We start from the raw sequence: 18,528 nt of genomic DNA, 5'->3' as shown, positions 1-18,528 counted from the left end.
ACCTACATCTCTTTTTCTTCGAGTACGATATCAAACGCTTTCAAGCGTTCAAGCACGGGGTCATAAATTTCTTTGTCGACAGGTATAACAACGCCGCGCGATTTAATTTTCCCCTCCAACAATAGCGTAGCTGCGATTCCCAACGGTAGCCCTACTGTTTTTGCCATCGCTGTGAACACAGCGTCATCACCCTTCGCTACCAACGATGCTTGAATCTCCTTCACCTGGTCGCCAACCTTATATACGAAACGATGCCACATCACAATCAAGTCCTTGTCGTCCGGATTGAGCTTCCATTTTTTATTAAGAATATGCTCCAAGATTTGTGCGGGCGTACCATGATCCAATCCTACAGGTTCTGTGCTAAATAATCCCGACCAGTTCAATCTTTCCAATTCAGGTCCATTTGATGTCACGCTAAATCGATGCGCTAACCATGATGCCACATTCTCAGAAACACCATCGGTAAAGGAAGCCATGAAATCAGCATGCGTCATTTCGGAAACATTCTCCATCGCATAACTATCGTCGCAGCAACCGAGTTGGACCAGGATATTCCACGCGGCGCAATACCCTTTGTTACGCAACGTACCACGAAGCATTGTTTCGATGCCATTGAGTTGATAGGTATTGATATACTTTAGCGAATCGCGATTCGCATATCCCTCATAGTCACCATAACCCGATACTTGTACTGGCGTAGTGCGTTGAAATAGTTGTTGATATGGAATGTATTTGAATTGCCCATGCTGCAGATACTTCGCCGTGCTTTGCCCTGCCATCACCACGTTGCGCGGATTCCAAGTAAATTTATACCGCCATGGATTTTCTCGATCCGTTTCAGGCGCAATCAAACCGCCCGTAAATGATTCGAATGAAATTAATTTCCCGCCGCTGTTTCTGATTTTATCAATCACTTGAATGGCGCTCATGTGATCGATGCCCGGATCAAGTCCGCATTCATTTAAAAACAAGAGTCCTTTCTGTTTCGCTTCTTCGTGATACGCAAGCATTTCATCAGACACATAGCTTGCGGTTAATAGATGTTTATTCGACGCAAGACAAATGGCTGCAACCAAAGGATGCAAAGTCGCGGGGAGTAATGAAATAACAACATCTGCATTTGCAATGATCGATGCCGCGTCTGCCTGATTGTTGATATCGAACGCGATAGCAACACCATGGGTATGATTCTGAATTCGCTGCTGCGCTGCTGCTATGGCGGTGTCTCCAACAATAACTTTCCAATTACGGCGTGCCGCTTCATCAAGAAGGTAGTGGATGAGCGATGACGAGGATCTACCAGCACCTAAAACGAGAATAGTATTCATGCACAAGCTTAGGAAGAAATGGTATAAAGAAAAAGAAAAGCGATCGGTTCGCGTGATCACCATCCTGTTGTTTGATTATTTTCGTAATTTCAATCTGATGAGCGATTTTGAATTCACCGCAAATATCGATGACCTCGATACCGAGTCGATTTACCTTATTCACAAAGCCCGTGAAGCTGCAGCACATGCGCATGCACCGTATTCAAAATTTCACGTCGGCGCTGCGGTATTACTCGAAGGTGATATTGTTGTAACAGGCTCGAACCAAGAAAATGCGGCCTACCCGTCGGGAATGTGTGCGGAACGCGTTGCACTCTACAGCGCTGCGATGCTGCACCCTGGCGTACCAGTAGTAAAACTGGCAGTGATCGCAAAACGAAAAACAGGAAAGGAACTACTACCAGCGACATGCTGTGGTGCTTGCCGACAAGTCATTCTTGAATATGAATCATTTCAACATCAGCCTATTCAGGTTGTCATGCAGGGAAGTGATCATCGATGGATCAAAGTGACATCCGCACATGCCCTCTTACCTTTCGCATTTACGAAGGAAGATCTGGACCGATAGATCAACGAATTGGTTTTTTCCCCTTCTTCTTCTTGTCCGACACTTCATCGCCCAACAACATTCCCCAAGGCTTCAGAGAATCGACGTGATCAAAAACAACTTTCATCACCGCGATTCCTGGAATTGCCAAGAACATGCCCGCGATCCCACACAAGGCACCGCCAACCACAACACCGACAATCGTAACCAAAGCATTGATTCTTACCTTATTGCCGACGATCATGGGGATCAGCAAATTATTGTCGATGATCTGCACCACGGCAAGAATAATAGCCACCCACAGTACATCGGATAAATTCTCCGACGACACCATCGTGATTAGCATACAGAATACATTAGCGATCAACATCCCGATGTAAGGAATTAAATTCATCAGCGCGCCTACGAGTGCTAGAAATACTGCATACTTAATACCCAATATCAAGAAGCCCACTGTATTCAATGCAAAAACAATCACCATGTCCGTAAGTAAACCGAGAACATATTGCTGACCTATCGTACGCGACTCTTCGAGCACCGTACGCACTTTCTCCTCACTTCCATTCTTAAATACATTGATCAAAAATCGTTTGATCAGATCTTTGTAGAACAACATCAGAAATGTATAGACTGGAATGAACACAACATATGCTAACGACTCGGTGATCGTGAGTACTGTTTGACCCACGATGCCTGCACCGCTATCCTTTAAATTATTCGTCGTTTCTTTGATGTACTCCTGTTGTTTCCGTTCACTTATATTGAACGTTGCATTGATCCACTCTTGCGCTTTATGAAGTAAGTCGACAAGCCTTTTCTTGATGGTATCAATATCCTCAAGAAAATTCGAAACCTGGCTCGATAGAAAATACAGGATGCCGGCTACCACGGCAAGTGTGACGATGATCGAGACAATGATGGAGATTACTTTGGGAACACGCCACTGCTGCAAGCGGTTGGTAACAGGAAGCAACAACGTGGCTAACAGGATCGAGAAGAACAACGGTACGAGTATACCTTGGCCCAGATAAAGCAACGCGCCAAGCAGTGCAAGGGTAATGAGATTGTAACTCAGCTTCTGATAGAAAGGCGTGTCGGTAATTTTGAGTTCTGACATAAGTGCATCTGATCTTAGCCTATATCGTTAAACAAACGGACCATATAAAACGGCAGCCCGCTGTAGAAATTAATCCCCCGGGCGGGTAACTACACTAATTGAAAGGTGGAACAACGCTATGCTAACCAGCCAGCAGACGAAGAATCGATAACCGAAGAATAAGCATCGGCTGAAGTAAGATTCTGCAACGAAGTGATCAGAAATGGCTAGTCCTTCGCGCAACACACACGAAAGGATACACCAGGTTGAAAAGTTATCGAACCGAACCTTCCATTCAAAACTTCCGCAACCGCACGCTGCATAGTTCCAGGAACCATCAGAGATCTTGCACTTACCTGTACTTATCCTGTACTCATCTTGCACTCATCTTGTACTCAAGGGGTACAGCCCAAGCCAGCCTCACTAGACCGAGACTATTCCCTGACGGTAAGAAGTAGCGCATCTATCTATGAAACGACGTCTCCCGCTTCGCCTTATCTAAAGCGTTAACCTATAGGGCTCACAAGTCTTGACACAAGCGTTTACTCCTTAATGTTGGGGCAAGTCTCCCTTGCTTGCCGGTTTTTATGCTTCATTTTTGGGCGTTTAGCGTATTTTAGTTTATTTGTGACTATGAAGTTCATGCGTGATCGCTCCCTCCGACAGATTGGTTTTACCATCATGCTTCTGATGTTCGCGATTTACTTCACTGAATATTTCGTGATCCGGTACAAGATCAACGTATTGGATGAGGTGGAGCAAAAGCTTGATTATACCCGTAGCTCCCAATTGGCAAGTCAGCAAATTGCTTTACAAGTGCAGCGTTTCCTCAATGGCGACAAGAGCATTACCGCTGATATCGAAGCTCGAATTCTCCAACAAGATCATCTGCTCGATATTTTGGGAAAAGGTGGGCGCGTAGACGGAACGGACCTCATCTTGAGACCGTTATCAAGACTTCCAAAGATCTCCCATGATAATCTGATACGCTATTGGAACGACTATAAAGCTTCCGTTCGTGTTTTGATCACACAATCACCAGACACAACATTTCAACAGATACCGGCGGCTTCCACCGATATGGCGGTAGATTCTTTTACTTCTGTCCCCGTTACGCCGATCCAAGTTTCCAGCAAAAACCCGAAATACACGGAAGCGCTTCTAAAACAGGAAAGTCTTTGGATTCGAATATCGGCCTGGTACGACGTACTCTTTGCCGACCTCGAAGAAGAAGTTAGTGTGAAGAAAGCCTCAGTCAACACATGGGTTATATCCTTGATTTTCTTAGACATCTTATTGCTTGGCGCACTCTTCTATCTATTCGATCGGTTTGTCATTAAGCCTATCCACAAACTTCGCGAAAGCACGGCAGCACATCGCCAGGAATTTGATCTTCCCAAAGATGAGATCGGCGCATTAGCTTGGGAAATCAACGAGACGCTAGAAAACCTTAAGGACGCAACGGACTTTGTAACGGCTATCGGGAAGGGTAATTTAGAGATGAATTACAAGGAGACCTTGGATGAAGGCTATGTTCTCGGCAAAAACAAATTAGCCGATTCGCTTATCGACATGCAGCAAAAGCTCAAGACGATGAACGAAGAAGAGCGCAAACGTCAATGGGCAAATGAAGGTCTCACCAAATTTGTAGAGATCCTTCGCTCATCGGATAACGATATCCATTTATTGGGCGATAAAATCATTTCTGCATTGGTGAAGTACACCCATTCAAATCAGGGTGGATTGTACATCTTAAACGACGATGACGAATACAACAAGCACCTGGAATTGATTTCCATGTTTGCCTTCGATATTAAAAAGTATGAGGTCCAGAAGGTAAAACTGGGCCAAGGCGTTCTCGGTCAAACGTTTCTCGAGCGCGAGACCACCTATCTGAAAGAAATACCCGAAGAGTATATTAAAATTACGTCCGGACTCGGTGACGCGGCACCAAAATCGATCTTGATGGTTCCGTTGAAAGTCGATCGCGAAGTGTATGGTATTGTTGAGTTAGCGTCATTCAAGCTGTACGAAGATCACGAGATTGCATTTGTAGAACGATTAGGAGAAACCATTGCTTCTACGCTAGCATCAGTACGTGCGGCACAGAAGAACAAGACCCTGATAGAACAATTCCAACAGCAGACGGAAGAGATGCGCGCGCAAGAGGAAGAAATGCGTCAGAACATGGAAGAGCTTCAGGCGACGCAAGAAGAAGTTGTGCGTAAAGAAAAAGCGTATCAGGATCGTATTGAAACCTTAGAACAAGAGATCGGCAATGCCACCTCGTCTGTAGAGATTGAAACACTTAAACATCAGGCGGCAAAACTAGAAGCAGACTTCCAAGGCAAGATCTCGTCGCTTGAGCAGGCATTGTTAAAGGCGAAAGAGAGAGGCGACGACTGGCAAGTTGCTGAGGACCTTGAGAGAACACTCACCATCCAATTGGAGGCGCTGAAGATCACACAAGACGAATTGAATCGAAAACGCCACGGCGCATAAGAAGTTCAACAAGCGGGTAGCTGGTCGCCGAGGTACATGTTACCAAGCCTGTGATCAAACTCCAAGCTGTACAGCATTTTTCATAAAAAGTTTTTTAAAATCCTTTTTTTCAACTAATTAGTATGCAGTACAGAATTTGATTCTTCACGAAAGTGAAGGCGTTTGCCAAGGAATCGACGCATGTAAGATTTATGTGCGCAATACCGCAAAGCAAACCTATGAAGAAACTTATTTTTGGACGCTTTATAAAGACTGTGCATGCTCGATATTGACATAGCTGACCTCAAACGGATCTCAGAGCTAATCTTTCAGAAGTATAATTACGACTTCCGGAATTACGCGATGTCTTCTTTTAAAAGAAGGGTATTGCGAATTATGGAGTTGAAGAAATTAACGGCTGAAGCGTTACTCAAGAAATTGACCGACACACCGACCTTCGTCAACGAGTTCCTCGATGAACTTACGGTTAACGTCACGGAAATGTTCCGTGATCCTAGTTTCTGGCGCATCATGCGCGAGGAGATCATCCCGGCCATTATGCTCAATCACAAACAATTCAAGATTTGGCACGCTGGGTGTTCGTCGGGAGAAGAAGTTCTTTCGATGTGCATTATGCTCAAGGAGATGGGGATACTTCATGATGTGACGATCATCGCGACTGATTTGGATGTAAATATTTTGGAGAAAGCCAAGAACATTACGTATCCAATCAAAAACATGGAGCTGAACGAGAAGAACTACATTCGGTTCCAGGGTACCTCAAGCTTTAAGAATTATTACAAAGAAGAAAATGGCAATGCCGTATTTGATAAAAACCTGTTGATGAATGTAAGCTTCCGCCGCCACGACTTGGTGCTGGGCGACATCTTCAACAAGTTCGATCTCATCCTTTGCCGAAATGTGATGATTTATTTCAATCAATCCCTCCAAAATGAGGTATTGAAAAAATTCCATGAAAGTTTGTTCAAGTATGGTTATCTGGCCATTGGATCTAAAGAATCCTTGATCTGGTGCGACTATGCGAACCGCTTCATCGTGGTTAACAACGAGGAGAAGATTTATAAGAAAATAAAAGATTAGTGGAGTTGCCCTTGATGCATGAGTAAGTACAACCTAAATAACAGCTATAAGGCCGTTGTTATCGGTGGGTCAGCAGGCAGCTTCCAGGGAATGGTAAAGATCCTGTCGCAGCTGCCGAAAGGCTTTCCATTGCCCATTATCATGTGCCTCCACCGACTGAAACACGTGCGTAATGGATTCGTCGAAGCGTTATCCATTAAAAGCGTAGTGCAAGTCATGGAACCGCACGATAAAGAGAGCATAAAGAAAGGCGCTGTCTACCTGGCACCAGCCAACTATCATATGTCGGTGGAGTTGGGTAATCATTTTGCCCTGTCTACCGAAGAGATGGTGAACAACTCGCGGCCGGCGATCGATATCACCTTAGGAACGAGTGCTTTTGTTTATAAAGATAAACTGGTAGGCATTCTTCTCTCGGGCGCAAACCGTGATGGTGCGCTCGGAATGAAACAAATACACGACCGCGGTGGATTAACCATTGTGCAAGACCCCGCCGAGTGTATGATCGACACAATGCCGCGCGCGGCGTTGGCGGTCACCAAAATTGATCACGTATTGAAGGTTGATCAAATTGTAGAGTTTTTAAAAGAATTAGATAAGCAATACAGATGAAAGGCTACGCTAACGACCGACACATTCTGAACCTTTTCTTGAGTGTCCTATTTTTGCTAGGCATCGGCACTTCGCTATATTTTATCTATAGCCTGCCTGCGGGCCTCCATTTAACAGAAGGATTTCAACCCAAATTCCTCCCGGTCTATATCGTCATCGGGTTAACTTTTGCCTTTGGTATACTCACGATTTTCTCCGCGATGCGATACAAAAAAGAAGTTGTCGTTTTCCGCGATCGTACCATCGACGCACAGTCGGTAAATCGCGAAGCAACTGAACAAGGTCGAACAACCATTAGCTTAGAGAGTGTAAAGGCTACGCTACAAGCGACTTCAAAAGATACATTACAAACTACTTTACAAGTTATCTGCAAGCAACTCGATGCTGGACAAGGTGCCTTGTATGTGGTGATCGAAGATGCCGGAAAGAGATTTGTAAATCTCCAACACGGATATGCCTTGACGATTGGCGAAAGCACCGTTATTCGATATGAATTCGGTGAAGGACTGATTGGGCAAGTTGCCGTGGGTGGCAAAACATTGTATATCGACGACGTTCCTAACGGTTATATCAAAATACTTTCTGGGCTTGGTAGCGCTTCGCCCAAATATTTACTCATCGTACCCGTTAAAAAGCAAGATCAAGCTCCTAAAGGTGTGATCGAAATTGCTTCGTTTACGGCATTGAGTGAAGATCAACGCAAATTTGTTGAAGAGTCTGCACAACTGATCGCTGAAAAGATCTAACCCTAAAGAATAAAAAAAAAATTCGCGCCTCAACGCCTATGAAGAGCATTAACATAAGCACTAAGATTACCATCCTGATTCTCGCGGTGTCGCTAGTGGCAGTGGCAGCCATTAGTTTCTTCAGTTACGATTATCAGCTGAAGACAACGCAGGAAAAATACACGACAGTGTTGAATGTCCTCGCTGACAATCGCGCTGCGCTTCTCAATACACACCTTGAAAAAGGAACTGCGGCGGTAAAAGTGCTTCAAGTTTCTGATATCTTGAAAAATGGTGGTGCTGCTCCGGCGGCGGATCCCATGATGGCCATGATGGGAATGCCAGACATGCCGGCATCTACCCCTGACTCAAGTGCTTCCGGTGGAGCACCTACCACACTCACGCTGAAAGACTACCTCGAACAGCTAAAGTATTCATCTGACATCGATCAAATTTACATCACCTCCACAACAGGCGCCATTGTTGCACAAACCGATACCATCACTGCATTTATCGATCCGGATGGTCTCACCTTTACCAACGCTAAAAGTGGAATACACTATACCAAAATCATCTTGGAGAAGGACCGCTATTTTTGTTACGCAGCGGGTAGTGTCACTACCAATGCTGGCCAACAAAATCTCATCATCGTAAAGCTTTCTTTGGACCACGCTTACAAAGCGCTAAAAAATTACCAAGGACTTGGTAAAACAGGTGAAGTTCTCGTTGCCTTTGGCGACAGTAAAAATATTTACGTTGCCAGTCCACTAAGGAAAGACACCGATACAACGCAAACTATCCCGCCACGACCAATCGCTACACCGGCGATGAAAGGTTTCGCGGCAATTTTAGCAGGTCATCCACTCCCTGACAACGGCGTTGATCTCGCCGGAAGAAAAACACTTCAAGTAGGACGGAAACTCGCCTATGGAAACTACGCACTCATTGCGATGATCGACATTGATGAAGCGAAGGGCGATTCTGACGCACTGCAAAAAACATTCTTATACGCAGGGCTTTGCATCGTCGCACTTGCCACATTGTTTGCTATGCTTTTTGCGCGATCGTTGACACGTCCCCTCTACGCGATGCGTAACACGCTCGGACTTGTTTCGCAAGGTATTCTCCCTGAGGCTTCGACCGAGCACAACAACGACGAATTCGGACAAATGGGAACGAAGGTTGACGAGTTGGTACAAACCCTACGCGGCAATGCAGACTTTGCCAAGCGCATTGGGGAAGGTAAATACGACACCGCGTTTAAGCCCGCGAGTGATAATGATATTCTCGGTATGTCGCTGATTACAATGCGTCAAAACCTCGTTGAAAACGAACGACAGGACAAAGAAAGAAACTGGATTGTAAGAGGAGTTGCTGAGATCAGTGAAATCCTGCGTATGCACGATTCCCTGGACGAACTCGGCGAGGATGTGATCAAATTTATCCTCAACAAGATCGGTGCGATTCAAGGTGCTTTTTATGTTGTGAACGATGAATCACAACCGGCACTCATTGAATTAAGATCAAGCTTTGCTTACAATAGAAAGAAGTACCTGAAAGCGAAATTCAAATTTGCCGAAGGACTCGTAGGACAAGCTGCCGCTGAAAAAGATACAATCTTACGAACGGAGATCCCGCACGACTATGTGTCTGTAACGTCGGGAATTTTAGGTGATCAGCGTCCGAGCTGTATTCTTATTGTGCCGCTCATCACGAACGAAGAAGTATACGGTGTTCTGGAGTTCGCGGGATTCAAACGCTTCGACCCTGCACAAGTAAACTTCGTAAAAGAACTATCGCTGATTCTTGCCCGTACGATATTTAACATCAAAGTAAACGAACGCACCCGTAGACTCCTCGCTGAATCTCAAGAGATGAGTAACGAGTTGAAAGAAAAACAAGAAGTCCTTCGTCAAAATGCAGAAGAGATGCAAGCGACGCAAGAAGAGCTTCAGCGTTCGAACCAAAAACTTGAAGAACAAATCGAAGAAGTAAACCGCACGCAAAAGAGAATGCAGTTGCTGCTCGAAAACGCGTCTGAGGTTATTACGATTTACGAAGAAGATGAAAGCATACGCTACATCTCTCCTTCTGTGGAAACCATTCTTGGCTATGGACAGAAAGAGATGATCGGCAAGAGCGACATCGACAAAGTTCACCCTGATCACCGCGCCACGTTTAAGGATTTGTTCAAGCGCATGAAAGATCATCCCGATGAAAAGGCAACCGTTCAGTACGAGTACCGTGCAAAAGACGGAAGTTTCATTTGGATTGAATCAACGGGAACAAACTTTATGACAAACCCTGCGATCCACGGTTTCATTCTCAACTCGCGCGACATCACAGAGCGTCGTCGGGCGGAACAAGAACAACGGATGCGTAGTAAAATGCAGGCGTTATCAGAAAACTCGCCTGACCTTATCACACGACTTGAAGGCGAATCGATTTCATATATCAACCCCGTAATCGAAGAATACACCGGCAAAAAGCCTGTTGAATTCTTGAATAAGAAAGTAAAAGAAGCAGATCTCGATCTTACAGTATTAGAAGGTTGGTTGAAGGTTGTCGAACAGGTTAACTCGCTTAACGAAACCGTTTCTACGGAAATGGATTTCCCTTCTGAAAAAGGTGCGCGTGTGATGCAAGTCAATGCGATCCCAGAATTCGACGAAGCGAACAAACTCGAATCAGTACTGGTGGTGTCGCACGATATCACAGAGCGTAAGATGATCGAGCTTGAAATTCAGAATAAGAATAAGAAGATCACCGAGAGTATCAACTACGCGAAGCGCATTCAGACGGCGATTCTTCCGAACAACAGAGTGATTAGCCGCGCATTGCCCGACTCGTTCATCTTGTACAAGCCACGTGACGTTGTATCGGGTGACTTCCCATGGTTCGTGCAGATCAAAGACGATATTTTTATCGCGGCAGTAGACTGTACAGGACACGGCGTACCGGGAGCATTACTTTCATTGATCGGATACTTCTTGCTTAACGATATCGTTAGAAGCCGTAAGATCACAGAGCCTGGAAAAATCCTGGATCTGTTGGATGAAGGTGTAACAACGACGCTTCGTCAAGATGAAGATTCAACGACGAAAGACGGAATGGATATCGCGCTTTGTAAGATCAACATGGCAGAGGGAATAGTAGAGTATGCAGGGGCTCACCGGCCGATGTATATCATGAAGAATGGCGCGATGGAGGAAGTAAAAGGAAATAAATTCCCGATTGGCGGTGGTATCTATAAGAACCAGACTAATTTTACCAACACACGCGTTGAGTTGAGTAAGGGAGACAGCATCTACTTTAGTTCAGACGGATTCCCTGACCAATTTGGTGGTCCGGAAGGACGTAAGTTCGGACCGAAGCGCACACGTGAGATTATCGAGCGAGTACACAGCTTGCCAATGAAAGAAGCCGAGGCGATATTCGATCATGAGTGGGAAGGCTGGCGTGGAGATCAAAAGCAAACTGATGACGTGTTGTTGATCGGTATTAAGTTTTAAACCATAACGATTCCTCAGCTTATTGGGGCGGGGAGTTTTATTTAAAAATAAAATTATAAATTAGCGAACCTCATTATTCAAATTCTAACCTTCTGACGCATGAATTTTATCTATGACTTGCACCACACCATGATGTCGCAGAAACTGATTCTGGTCTATCAGGGTGACTTCACCCAGGAGAGTACCAAATCCATTCTGGCCATGGCCGAGCGAAATCTAGATTCTTCGGGAGAGGAGTCCAGCATCAAGCGTAAGGTTTTTAATGTGATGGTGGAGGCGCTCCAGAATATCGTTAAGCACAGCGACGAGTTGGTTGATGGCGAGATCAGAAGCCACGCGGCAATCTTCCTGATTGGCAAAGAGGCTGATCGCTACCGCATCATGTCGGGTAACCCTATTCGCAAGGCGAACATTGCTGGCTTGAAAGACAAGCTTGACCGTATCAATGCCTTGGACAAAGACGGTCTCAAAGATCTTTACAAAGAAATCATTAAGAACACAACGATCTCCGACAAAGGAGGCGCAGGACTAGGCTTCGTTGATATGGCTCGGAAGTCTGGGGAAAAGCTGGAATTCGAATTCCCTGAACTTTCATCGGAATATTGCTTCTTTTGTCTGAAAGTCAACGTACCCCGTGCTGAATAATATCCAACATTTAAATAGATTTACACCATGGAAATATTAAATCTGGAAGGCTCTGAAGATACACCGAAAATCATTCTAGATAAGAAAAATGGAATTTTTGAAATATCTGGTCGCTCACTCCCAGAGGATTCTGCAGAGTTTTACCGCCCAGTTCTGGAATGGATCGAGAAGTATGGTAACGAACCTAATCCATCCACTGAATTTGCATTCAAATTAGAATACTTTAATACCGCTTCATCCAAGCTTATCCTCGATGTGCTCTCTTCTTTAGAAGACATCAAAGGCATGAAGATACTGTGGTACTTCCACGAAGATGATGAGGACATGGAAGAAGCAGGCCAGGAATTCTCCGAACTTGTGGAGATTCCATTTGAATTTAAAACGTATTGATCCTGAGGGGTGCTAAACCCTTCATCATTAATCGGTTATCAGGCATGCGCATACTGTCCCGCCATGGCTGGTAACCGATTATTTTTTTATACCTTTATAAAACTGCTTTTTTTAGCCTATGAGTGAAGAAATACTCAAAGCCCTCACCCAACTTTTTGCAATTATCACGAAACAGGATGGTGGGGTAACAGAACGAGAACGTCAGTTTGTAATCAACTTTTTCCAAACTGAACTCGATCAAGATACCATCAAAGAATATCTCGATCTCTATGACCAGTTTTCTGGCTATGGAAAAGAAGATGATGGCAAATCGAAACTCACTTCTGTTAAAGACTCAGTGAAAACATTGGGGATCTGTAAAAAGATCAACAAAACACTCACGCAGAAACAAAAGGTCGTTGTACTCATCAAACTCCTCGAACTTGTTGGCACCGACAAGAACTTCACACCTCAGCGTATGGAGATCATCAATACGGTGTCTACGGTCTTTAACATCATCCAAGACGAGTATCAACTCATCGAAAGTTTTGTCATCTCCGAAGATGCACAATCGCTGAACTTTAATGACATCCTCCTTCTGAACTCTAAAGGTCAAGCAGAGGAAGGCAAACTTCATAAACACGTCCACGGCCACATCCAAGGTAATCTCATCTTCATGCGGGTACGCAGCGTGGAAATGTACTTCACAAAATATTTAGGTGAAGAATCCAACGTACTCAACGGATTCATCATGCAACCCAATCGTGTTTACCTGTTCTCGCATGGTAGTACAATCAAAACACAGGCCGGCGATGCATTGTACTACAGCGACCTCGTTGCCAACTACAATGAAGAGCTCAAAACAACGAAGCTTTCTTTTAACGCTACCATCGATGAATTAAAATTCCCCAATGGTGCGATCGGTCTGCGCAATGTATTGATCTCTGAAGGCCCCGGAAAATTGATCGGCATCATGGGTGCCAGCGGTGCGGGTAAAACAACTTTGCTAAACGTTATGGCCGGACTTGTCCAACCTACCAAAGGACAAATCCTGATCAACGGATTCGATACGCATTCGCAAAAAGATAAGATACATGGCGTGATCGGTTACGTTCCGCAAGATGACCTGCTTATCGAAGAACTCACGGTATACCAAAACTTGTATTACAACGCTCGCTTATGCTTTGCCGACGCTAAAGAGGAGACGTTGCATGCACGCGTGATGGAAGTGCTCGAAAACCTCGGGCTCGATCAGCGCAAGGATCTTAAGGTTGGGAACCCGCTCGAAAAAACCATCAGCGGTGGTCAGCGTAAACGACTCAACATCGCGTTGGAACTTATTCGCGAACCGGCCATTCTCTTTTTGGACGAACCTACTTCAGGACTTTCGTCACGCGACTCGGAGAACGTTATCGACTTACTAAAAGAATTATCCTTAAAAGGTAAATTGATATTTGTCGTGATTCACCAACCATCATCTGACATCTACAAGATGTTTGATAAGATGGTGATCATGGACACTGGCGGTTATCCGGCCTACTATGGACCTCCCGTAGAAGCCGTCACCTACTTTAAAAAATCAACGCATCAGGTAGACAGTAACCGTGGTCAATGTGAGACCTGCGGTAACGTAAATCCCGAGCAAATTTTCAATATCATCGAAGCAAAGGTTGTTGACGAATACGGTCAACCTACGAGTAAACGCAAGATCACACCACCACAGTGGTATGATCTTTACAAAGAACGTTTCAAAATCAGCAAAGTCGAAGATGTAAAAGAAGAGCCTCCACATTCGCTTGTGCTTCCGAATAAGTTAAAGCAAATGTTAATCTTCGCTACACGCGATACGCTTTCCAAGCTTAGCAACAAGCAATACTTGCTGATAAACCTGCTCGAAGCGCCGCTATTGGCAATTATCCTGGCAGTTATTATCAAATACAAAAGCGCGCCGGGTGGAAGAGAATATCTATTCCGCTTCAATGATAATTTCCCAGCCTTCATGTTGATGGCGATTATCGTTGCCCTATTTATGGGATTAACGGTGAGTGCAGAAGAAATTATTCGTGATCGAAAGATCCTCCGGCGTGAATCATTCTTGAACCTGAGCTGGAACAGTTACTTGATGTCGAAAATCTTGATCTTGTTCTCCTTGTCAGCCATCCAGACATTTTTGTTTGTGTTGATCGGAAACATGATTTTGGAAATCCAGTGGAGCATGCTCCTCCCCTTCTGGTTGGTGCTGTTCACGGTATCATGCATGGCGAACGTACTCGGGCTGAACATCTCTTCGGCATTTAACTCGGCCGTTACTGTTTATGTCATGATTCCATTACTCTTGATTCCGCAGATGATCTTGAGTGGTTTGCTCTTTAGCTTCGATAAATTGAACAACATCATCAGTACGAAAGGAAAAGTACCTATTGTTGCTGACATGATGGCATCGCGCTGGGCATACGAGGCCATGGCCGTTTACCAATTCAAGCAAAATAGCTTTGAGGCACCCTATTATGAATTTGACAAGTTCGAATCTCAATTCGATTTCAAAGCGTCTTATTTGGTTGATGAGCTTGAGAAAAAACGTCGGTACATCCTCGACCATGTGAATGACAAGAGTGATTCCATTCAGGCGATCGTTCAGAAAGACATCACGATTATTCAAACATCCCTTGCGAAGGAGAAATTTAAAAAAGGCATCGAGAAGGAGCTTCAATCACCGTGGACAAAAGCGACATTTACGCCAGCGTTCGGTGAGAAATTGGAGAAATTCTTAGCCGCTTTCAAAACACGTAACCAGGAGTATTTCAACAAAGCAATTCTGGCGCGCGACAACACCATTCTTAAACTTCAAAATGCTTCCAACGGCGAATACAACCTTAACAGTTACAAAAACAAATATTACAATGAAAGCTTAGCCGATTTGGTCAAGAACATTTCGGAGAAAGAACGTATCATAGAGTATAACGGTCAACTGATCCAGCAGATCAATCCGATCTTCCAGGATGCGTCTACAGAAAATCCATTGAACTATCGTGCGCCATTCTTTGCACCGACAAAGAATCTTTTCGGTGCCAGCGTCAGCACCTATTGGTTTGATATCATGGTAATCTGGTTGATGACGTTAGTTCTCTACGCCACCCTCTATTTCGAGCTGCTTCGTAAACTGGTTAACTCATTCGACAATGTGCCCGGCAAGGTGAATCTTCCGAAGGTTAATCTGCAGAAAAAGAAATAAAGCATACGAAGTAACTTTTTGGCTGTGAATGGTATATTTTTAACTTTGTAAACGTATAATTTTATAATTATGAGAATTATAATGCTCGTCGTCTTAACGATCTTCTTTACCGCTTGCGGGTCAGGAAATAAAAGTACTGAAGGAGATTTTGAGACCTCTCTTGACAGCGCGCAATCAGATGCGCCACCGCTCGATCGCGCTGTGCTTGGTGAAATCCTCCAACAAATTCCAGCACCGCTTGAGATCTCTGTTCTTTTGAAAGAATCTGGCCAGAAGTACAATGCTACTTACTTGAATTCACCAGATAACCTTCCCAACTACAACAGTAATTTCCAGAAAGCTTTGAATTTGGGAATCTATGGAACCGATCTTGGTTATACCAATATCTATGAACAAAACCAAGATGGTGTTAAGTACATGGGTGCTATCAAGGATTTGGCTGACGACCTGAGCATTGGCCAATTCTTCGACATCGAAACAATTGGACGTCTTGCTACAAACAGTAGCAATCTTGACTCATTGCTTTTGATTACCACGCAAAACTTTAACAATATCAACCAATACTTACAGACTCAAAACAGAGAGAGTTTAAGCGTTCTTTTGCTCACTGGCGGTTGGTTAGAAGCACTACACATTGTATCGCAAGTTTCTGCGGCTACGCCAAACAACAAACAACTTCGCGAAACGATTGGTGAACAAAAGATTATCCTAGAAAACATTATTCTCCTCCTTACTTTCTACGAGCAAACTGACCAAAACATGGCATCATTGTTGAAAGACATGAAGGAGCTTAAAGCACTTTACGAAAAAGTAAAAATCACCTACGTTTATAAAGAGTCTACATTCGAGATCGTTGATGGCGTGATGGTCATCAAAGACAATAGTACAAGTACTATTGAGATCACCGAAGACGATGTCAAGAACATTAAGACATTGACTACAACAATCAGAAATAAGTATATATCATAAGATGAGGAGCCATATGAAAAAAGTAATTTTTATTGTTCTCACCGTGTGTTTTTTGAGTACCCTTGAAGTTATTGGCCAGTGCAATAGCGAAGCACTCAGCAATCAATGTATTCCAAAACTTGCTGCTGGATTCAACTTCCTAAAGAGCTACAAGATTGAAAAGGGAGCAAAAGATTTCGTAGAATATTCCTACGTTTTCACGAAAGGAACTCAGTACATGATTAACATCTGTGCTGCACCGGCTCCTACCGATGGAGTTGTAGTAAGTCTTTTCGACTCGAACAGAAATAAGGTAGCGACGAGCAAGATCAACGGTCAGTTCATCTCTGCGATCGCTTATCCTTGCAACACAACCGGTATCTACTACATCCAGTATACGTTCGATGGATCGACTACCTACTGCGGTGGAAGTGCACTCGGTTTCAAACGCTAATAAGTTTCTAACACTAATACCAAAGGCCTTCTCAACAGAAGGCCTTTTTTAATTTACATCATGCCCTTCAAATCTGTAAAGTTTTCTTTCGAAGCGCGTTATGCCACATTGGGAGAACTATCATCACAGACAAAATCGATTTGGTTTGTGATCCACGGTTACGGACAGCTTGCGCAGTACTTCATTCGAAAATTCACAAGCTTAGAAAGCGCTCAGACCTTCTTTGTCGCGCCGGAAGGGTTGTCGAAGTTTTATCTGGAAGACGTTCAATCACGCAAACAAAGCGGCAACAATCGCGTGGGCTCGTCTTGGATGACCAAAGAAAATAGACAGATGGACATTGCCAACTACATCACCTATTTGAATGCGGTGTACGACGATGTCACAAACCCAGCGCCACAAGTCCCCATTACGTTTCTAGGATTCTCCCAAGGTGCTGCAACGGTGTCACGATGGGCAACACAGAGCAACCGCAGATTCGATAGACTTATCCTGTGGGCCGGTGTGTTCCCACCAGATATGGACTTTGCGCACGGCGGTGATATCCTTAAGCATAAAGAGACACACCTTGTCTACGGAACACAAGATCCCTTTTTAAACGATGAACGGTTTACCGAAATGAGATTGATCTCTAATAAGCTGGGAATTAATCCGACACACACGACATTTGAGGGTGGTCATGATATTGATTCAGACACCCTGAAAAAGTTTATCTAAGCATTGCGCTTTACCAATGTGCTGCTTCCTTGCGCGGTGGGAAACACTGTGATATCGGCAAGTACGACGTGCGTCGGGGCTTCCAATACATAGCGAATAATGTCGGCAATGTCCTCTCCTTTTAACGGCTCAAGTCCTTTGTATACTTGCGCGGCTTTCTCATCGTCGCCTTTGAATCGAACCAAGGAGAACTCGGTATCCACCATCCCCGGATTGATCGATGTCACTTTTATGTTGAAAGGATTCAAATCCATGCGCATTCCTTTGGTGAGTGCATCGACGGCAAATTTACTCGCGCAATAGACGTTGCCATTCGGATAAACTTCCTTTCCGGCAATAGAACCAAGGTTTACGATATGACCTTTGTTTCGGGCTGTCATGCCAGGGATAACCCCCTTGGATACATATAGCAAACCCTTTACGTTGATATCGATCATCGCATCCCAATCTTCGAGACTGCCTTTTTGAATGGGATCTAAGCCATGCGCATTGCCCGCGTTATTGATGAGTACATCGATCGTTTTCCATTCCTCCGGAAGCCCTTGAATAGCCTTAGCGACGGATTGTTGATCTCGAACATCAAAGCTTAAGCTGATCACTTCAGTTTGCTCACGCAACGCTTGTTGTAATGCCGCCAACCTGTCCGCACGACGACCACAAATGATTAAGCGGAAGTTACTTCTCGAAAGCAAACGTGCCGTGGCCTCACCGATACCAGATGTGGCACCTGTGATGAGCGCAATTCTTTTGTTCATGAG

General features: G+C 44.4%; 15 protein-coding genes. 12 read left to right on the top strand and 3 right to left on the bottom strand.

From position 1 onward, the window contains the following. Positions 1 to 2 precede the first annotated feature (2 nt). A complete protein-coding gene (locus DQQ10_RS21250) occupies positions 3 to 1,331 on the bottom strand; it encodes a saccharopine dehydrogenase family protein (protein ID WP_112748937.1) in 1,329 nt (442 codons plus the stop codon). Between DQQ10_RS21250 and DQQ10_RS21245 the strand changes: the two genes are divergently transcribed. Next, a complete protein-coding gene (locus DQQ10_RS21245) occupies positions 1,330 to 1,899 on the top strand; it encodes a cytidine deaminase (protein WP_245970488.1) in 570 nt (189 codons plus the stop codon). The genes DQQ10_RS21250 and DQQ10_RS21245 overlap by 2 nt on opposite strands. 1 nt (position 1,900) lies before the next feature. On the opposite strand, the gene DQQ10_RS21240 is transcribed toward DQQ10_RS21245, so the two are convergent. Then, on the bottom strand, positions 1,901 to 2,995 hold the full coding sequence (locus DQQ10_RS21240; RefSeq protein WP_112748936.1) for an AI-2E family transporter: 1,095 nt from the start codon (positions 2,993 to 2,995) through the stop codon (positions 1,901 to 1,903). Positions 2,996 to 3,607: 612 nt separating this feature from the next. Between DQQ10_RS21240 and DQQ10_RS21235 the strand changes: the two genes are divergently transcribed. The 11 genes from DQQ10_RS21235 (at position 3,608) to DQQ10_RS21185 (ending at position 17,770) form a co-directional block, all read left to right on the top strand. Beyond that, the gene (locus DQQ10_RS21235) at positions 3,608 to 5,476 is read left to right on the top strand and encodes a GAF domain-containing protein (protein ID WP_165824044.1); all 1,869 of its coding nucleotides are present in this window, start codon (positions 3,608 to 3,610) and stop codon (positions 5,474 to 5,476) included. 258 nt (positions 5,477 to 5,734) lie between these two features. Then, a complete protein-coding gene (locus tag DQQ10_RS21230; protein WP_112748934.1) occupies positions 5,735 to 6,556 on the top strand; it encodes a CheR family methyltransferase in 822 nt (273 codons plus the stop codon). 18 nt (positions 6,557 to 6,574) lie between these two features. Beyond that, a complete protein-coding gene (locus tag DQQ10_RS21225) occupies positions 6,575 to 7,168 on the top strand; it encodes a chemotaxis protein CheB (protein ID WP_112748933.1) in 594 nt (197 codons plus the stop codon). Further along, entirely contained in the window at positions 7,165 to 7,914 is a 750-nt protein-coding gene (locus tag DQQ10_RS21220) for a GAF domain-containing protein (RefSeq protein WP_112748932.1), read from the top strand. Before DQQ10_RS21225 ends, DQQ10_RS21220 begins: the two co-directional genes overlap by 4 nt. A gap of 38 nt (positions 7,915 to 7,952) precedes the next feature. Then, on the top strand, positions 7,953 to 11,405 hold the full coding sequence (locus DQQ10_RS21215; RefSeq protein WP_112748931.1) for a PAS domain S-box protein: 3,453 nt from the start codon (positions 7,953 to 7,955) through the stop codon (positions 11,403 to 11,405). Between the two features lie 99 nt (positions 11,406 to 11,504). Then, a complete protein-coding gene (locus DQQ10_RS21210) occupies positions 11,505 to 12,050 on the top strand; it encodes a SiaB family protein kinase (RefSeq protein WP_112748930.1) in 546 nt (181 codons plus the stop codon). A gap of 27 nt (positions 12,051 to 12,077) precedes the next feature. Beyond that, on the top strand, positions 12,078 to 12,440 hold the full coding sequence (locus DQQ10_RS21205) for a DUF1987 domain-containing protein (protein ID WP_112748929.1): 363 nt from the start codon (positions 12,078 to 12,080) through the stop codon (positions 12,438 to 12,440). Positions 12,441 to 12,558: 118 nt separating this feature from the next. Then, the gene (locus DQQ10_RS21200) at positions 12,559 to 15,651 is read left to right on the top strand and encodes an ATP-binding cassette domain-containing protein (RefSeq protein WP_112748928.1); all 3,093 of its coding nucleotides are present in this window, start codon (positions 12,559 to 12,561) and stop codon (positions 15,649 to 15,651) included. A 69-nt stretch (positions 15,652 to 15,720) separates the two neighbouring features. Beyond that, positions 15,721 to 16,620: a hypothetical protein gene (locus DQQ10_RS21195; RefSeq protein WP_112748927.1), complete on the top strand. Its 900-nt coding sequence runs from the start codon at positions 15,721 to 15,723 to the stop codon at positions 16,618 to 16,620. Positions 16,621 to 16,633: 13 nt separating this feature from the next. Then, positions 16,634 to 17,053 (top strand): hypothetical protein, encoded by a 420-nt coding sequence (locus DQQ10_RS21190; RefSeq protein WP_112748953.1) that lies wholly within the window; start codon positions 16,634 to 16,636, stop codon positions 17,051 to 17,053. Between the two features lie 60 nt (positions 17,054 to 17,113). Then, complete coding sequence (locus DQQ10_RS21185) at positions 17,114 to 17,770, top strand: alpha/beta hydrolase (RefSeq protein ID WP_112748926.1); 657 nt, start codon at positions 17,114 to 17,116, stop codon at positions 17,768 to 17,770. On the opposite strand, the gene DQQ10_RS21180 is transcribed toward DQQ10_RS21185, so the two are convergent. After that, complete coding sequence (locus tag DQQ10_RS21180) at positions 17,767 to 18,525, bottom strand: SDR family NAD(P)-dependent oxidoreductase (RefSeq protein WP_112748925.1); 759 nt, start codon at positions 18,523 to 18,525, stop codon at positions 17,767 to 17,769. The genes DQQ10_RS21185 and DQQ10_RS21180 overlap by 4 nt on opposite strands. Positions 18,526 to 18,528: the final 3 nt, after the last annotated feature.

It is taken from the genome of Pseudochryseolinea flava, assembly GCF_003286915.1.
Taxonomy (GTDB): domain Bacteria; phylum Bacteroidota; class Bacteroidia; order Cytophagales; family Cyclobacteriaceae; genus Ohtaekwangia; species Ohtaekwangia flava.
This window is presented reverse-complemented; position numbering and strand designations above follow the sequence as displayed.

What these genes read in the sequence shown, in the direction of transcription:
- DQQ10_RS21200 (WP_112748928.1), top strand. Translation starts at nt 12,559, where the DNA reads ATGAGTGAAGAAATACTCAAAGCCCTCACCCAACTTTTTGCAATTATC.
- DQQ10_RS21230 (WP_112748934.1), top strand. Translation starts at nt 5,735, where the DNA reads ATGCTCGATATTGACATAGCTGACCTCAAACGGATCTCAGAGCTAATC.
- DQQ10_RS21195 (WP_112748927.1), top strand. Translation starts at nt 15,721, where the DNA reads ATGAGAATTATAATGCTCGTCGTCTTAACGATCTTCTTTACCGCTTGC.
- DQQ10_RS21250 (WP_112748937.1), bottom strand. Translation starts at nt 1,331, where the DNA reads ATGAATACTATTCTCGTTTTAGGTGCTGGTAGATCCTCGTCATCGCTC.
- DQQ10_RS21235 (WP_165824044.1), top strand. Translation starts at nt 3,608, where the DNA reads ATGAAGTTCATGCGTGATCGCTCCCTCCGACAGATTGGTTTTACCATC.
- DQQ10_RS21225 (WP_112748933.1), top strand. Translation starts at nt 6,575, where the DNA reads ATGAGTAAGTACAACCTAAATAACAGCTATAAGGCCGTTGTTATCGGT.
- DQQ10_RS21215 (WP_112748931.1), top strand. Translation starts at nt 7,953, where the DNA reads ATGAAGAGCATTAACATAAGCACTAAGATTACCATCCTGATTCTCGCG.
- DQQ10_RS21180 (WP_112748925.1), bottom strand. Translation starts at nt 18,525, where the DNA reads ATGAACAAAAGAATTGCGCTCATCACAGGTGCCACATCTGGTATCGGT.
- DQQ10_RS21205 (WP_112748929.1), top strand. Translation starts at nt 12,078, where the DNA reads ATGGAAATATTAAATCTGGAAGGCTCTGAAGATACACCGAAAATCATT.
- DQQ10_RS21210 (WP_112748930.1), top strand. Translation starts at nt 11,505, where the DNA reads ATGAATTTTATCTATGACTTGCACCACACCATGATGTCGCAGAAACTG.
- DQQ10_RS21220 (WP_112748932.1), top strand. Translation starts at nt 7,165, where the DNA reads ATGAAAGGCTACGCTAACGACCGACACATTCTGAACCTTTTCTTGAGT.
- DQQ10_RS21185 (WP_112748926.1), top strand. Translation starts at nt 17,114, where the DNA reads ATGCCCTTCAAATCTGTAAAGTTTTCTTTCGAAGCGCGTTATGCCACA.
- DQQ10_RS21240 (WP_112748936.1), bottom strand. Translation starts at nt 2,995, where the DNA reads ATGTCAGAACTCAAAATTACCGACACGCCTTTCTATCAGAAGCTGAGT.
- DQQ10_RS21190 (WP_112748953.1), top strand. Translation starts at nt 16,634, where the DNA reads ATGAAAAAAGTAATTTTTATTGTTCTCACCGTGTGTTTTTTGAGTACC.
- DQQ10_RS21245 (WP_245970488.1), top strand. Translation starts at nt 1,330, where the DNA reads ATGCACAAGCTTAGGAAGAAATGGTATAAAGAAAAAGAAAAGCGATCG.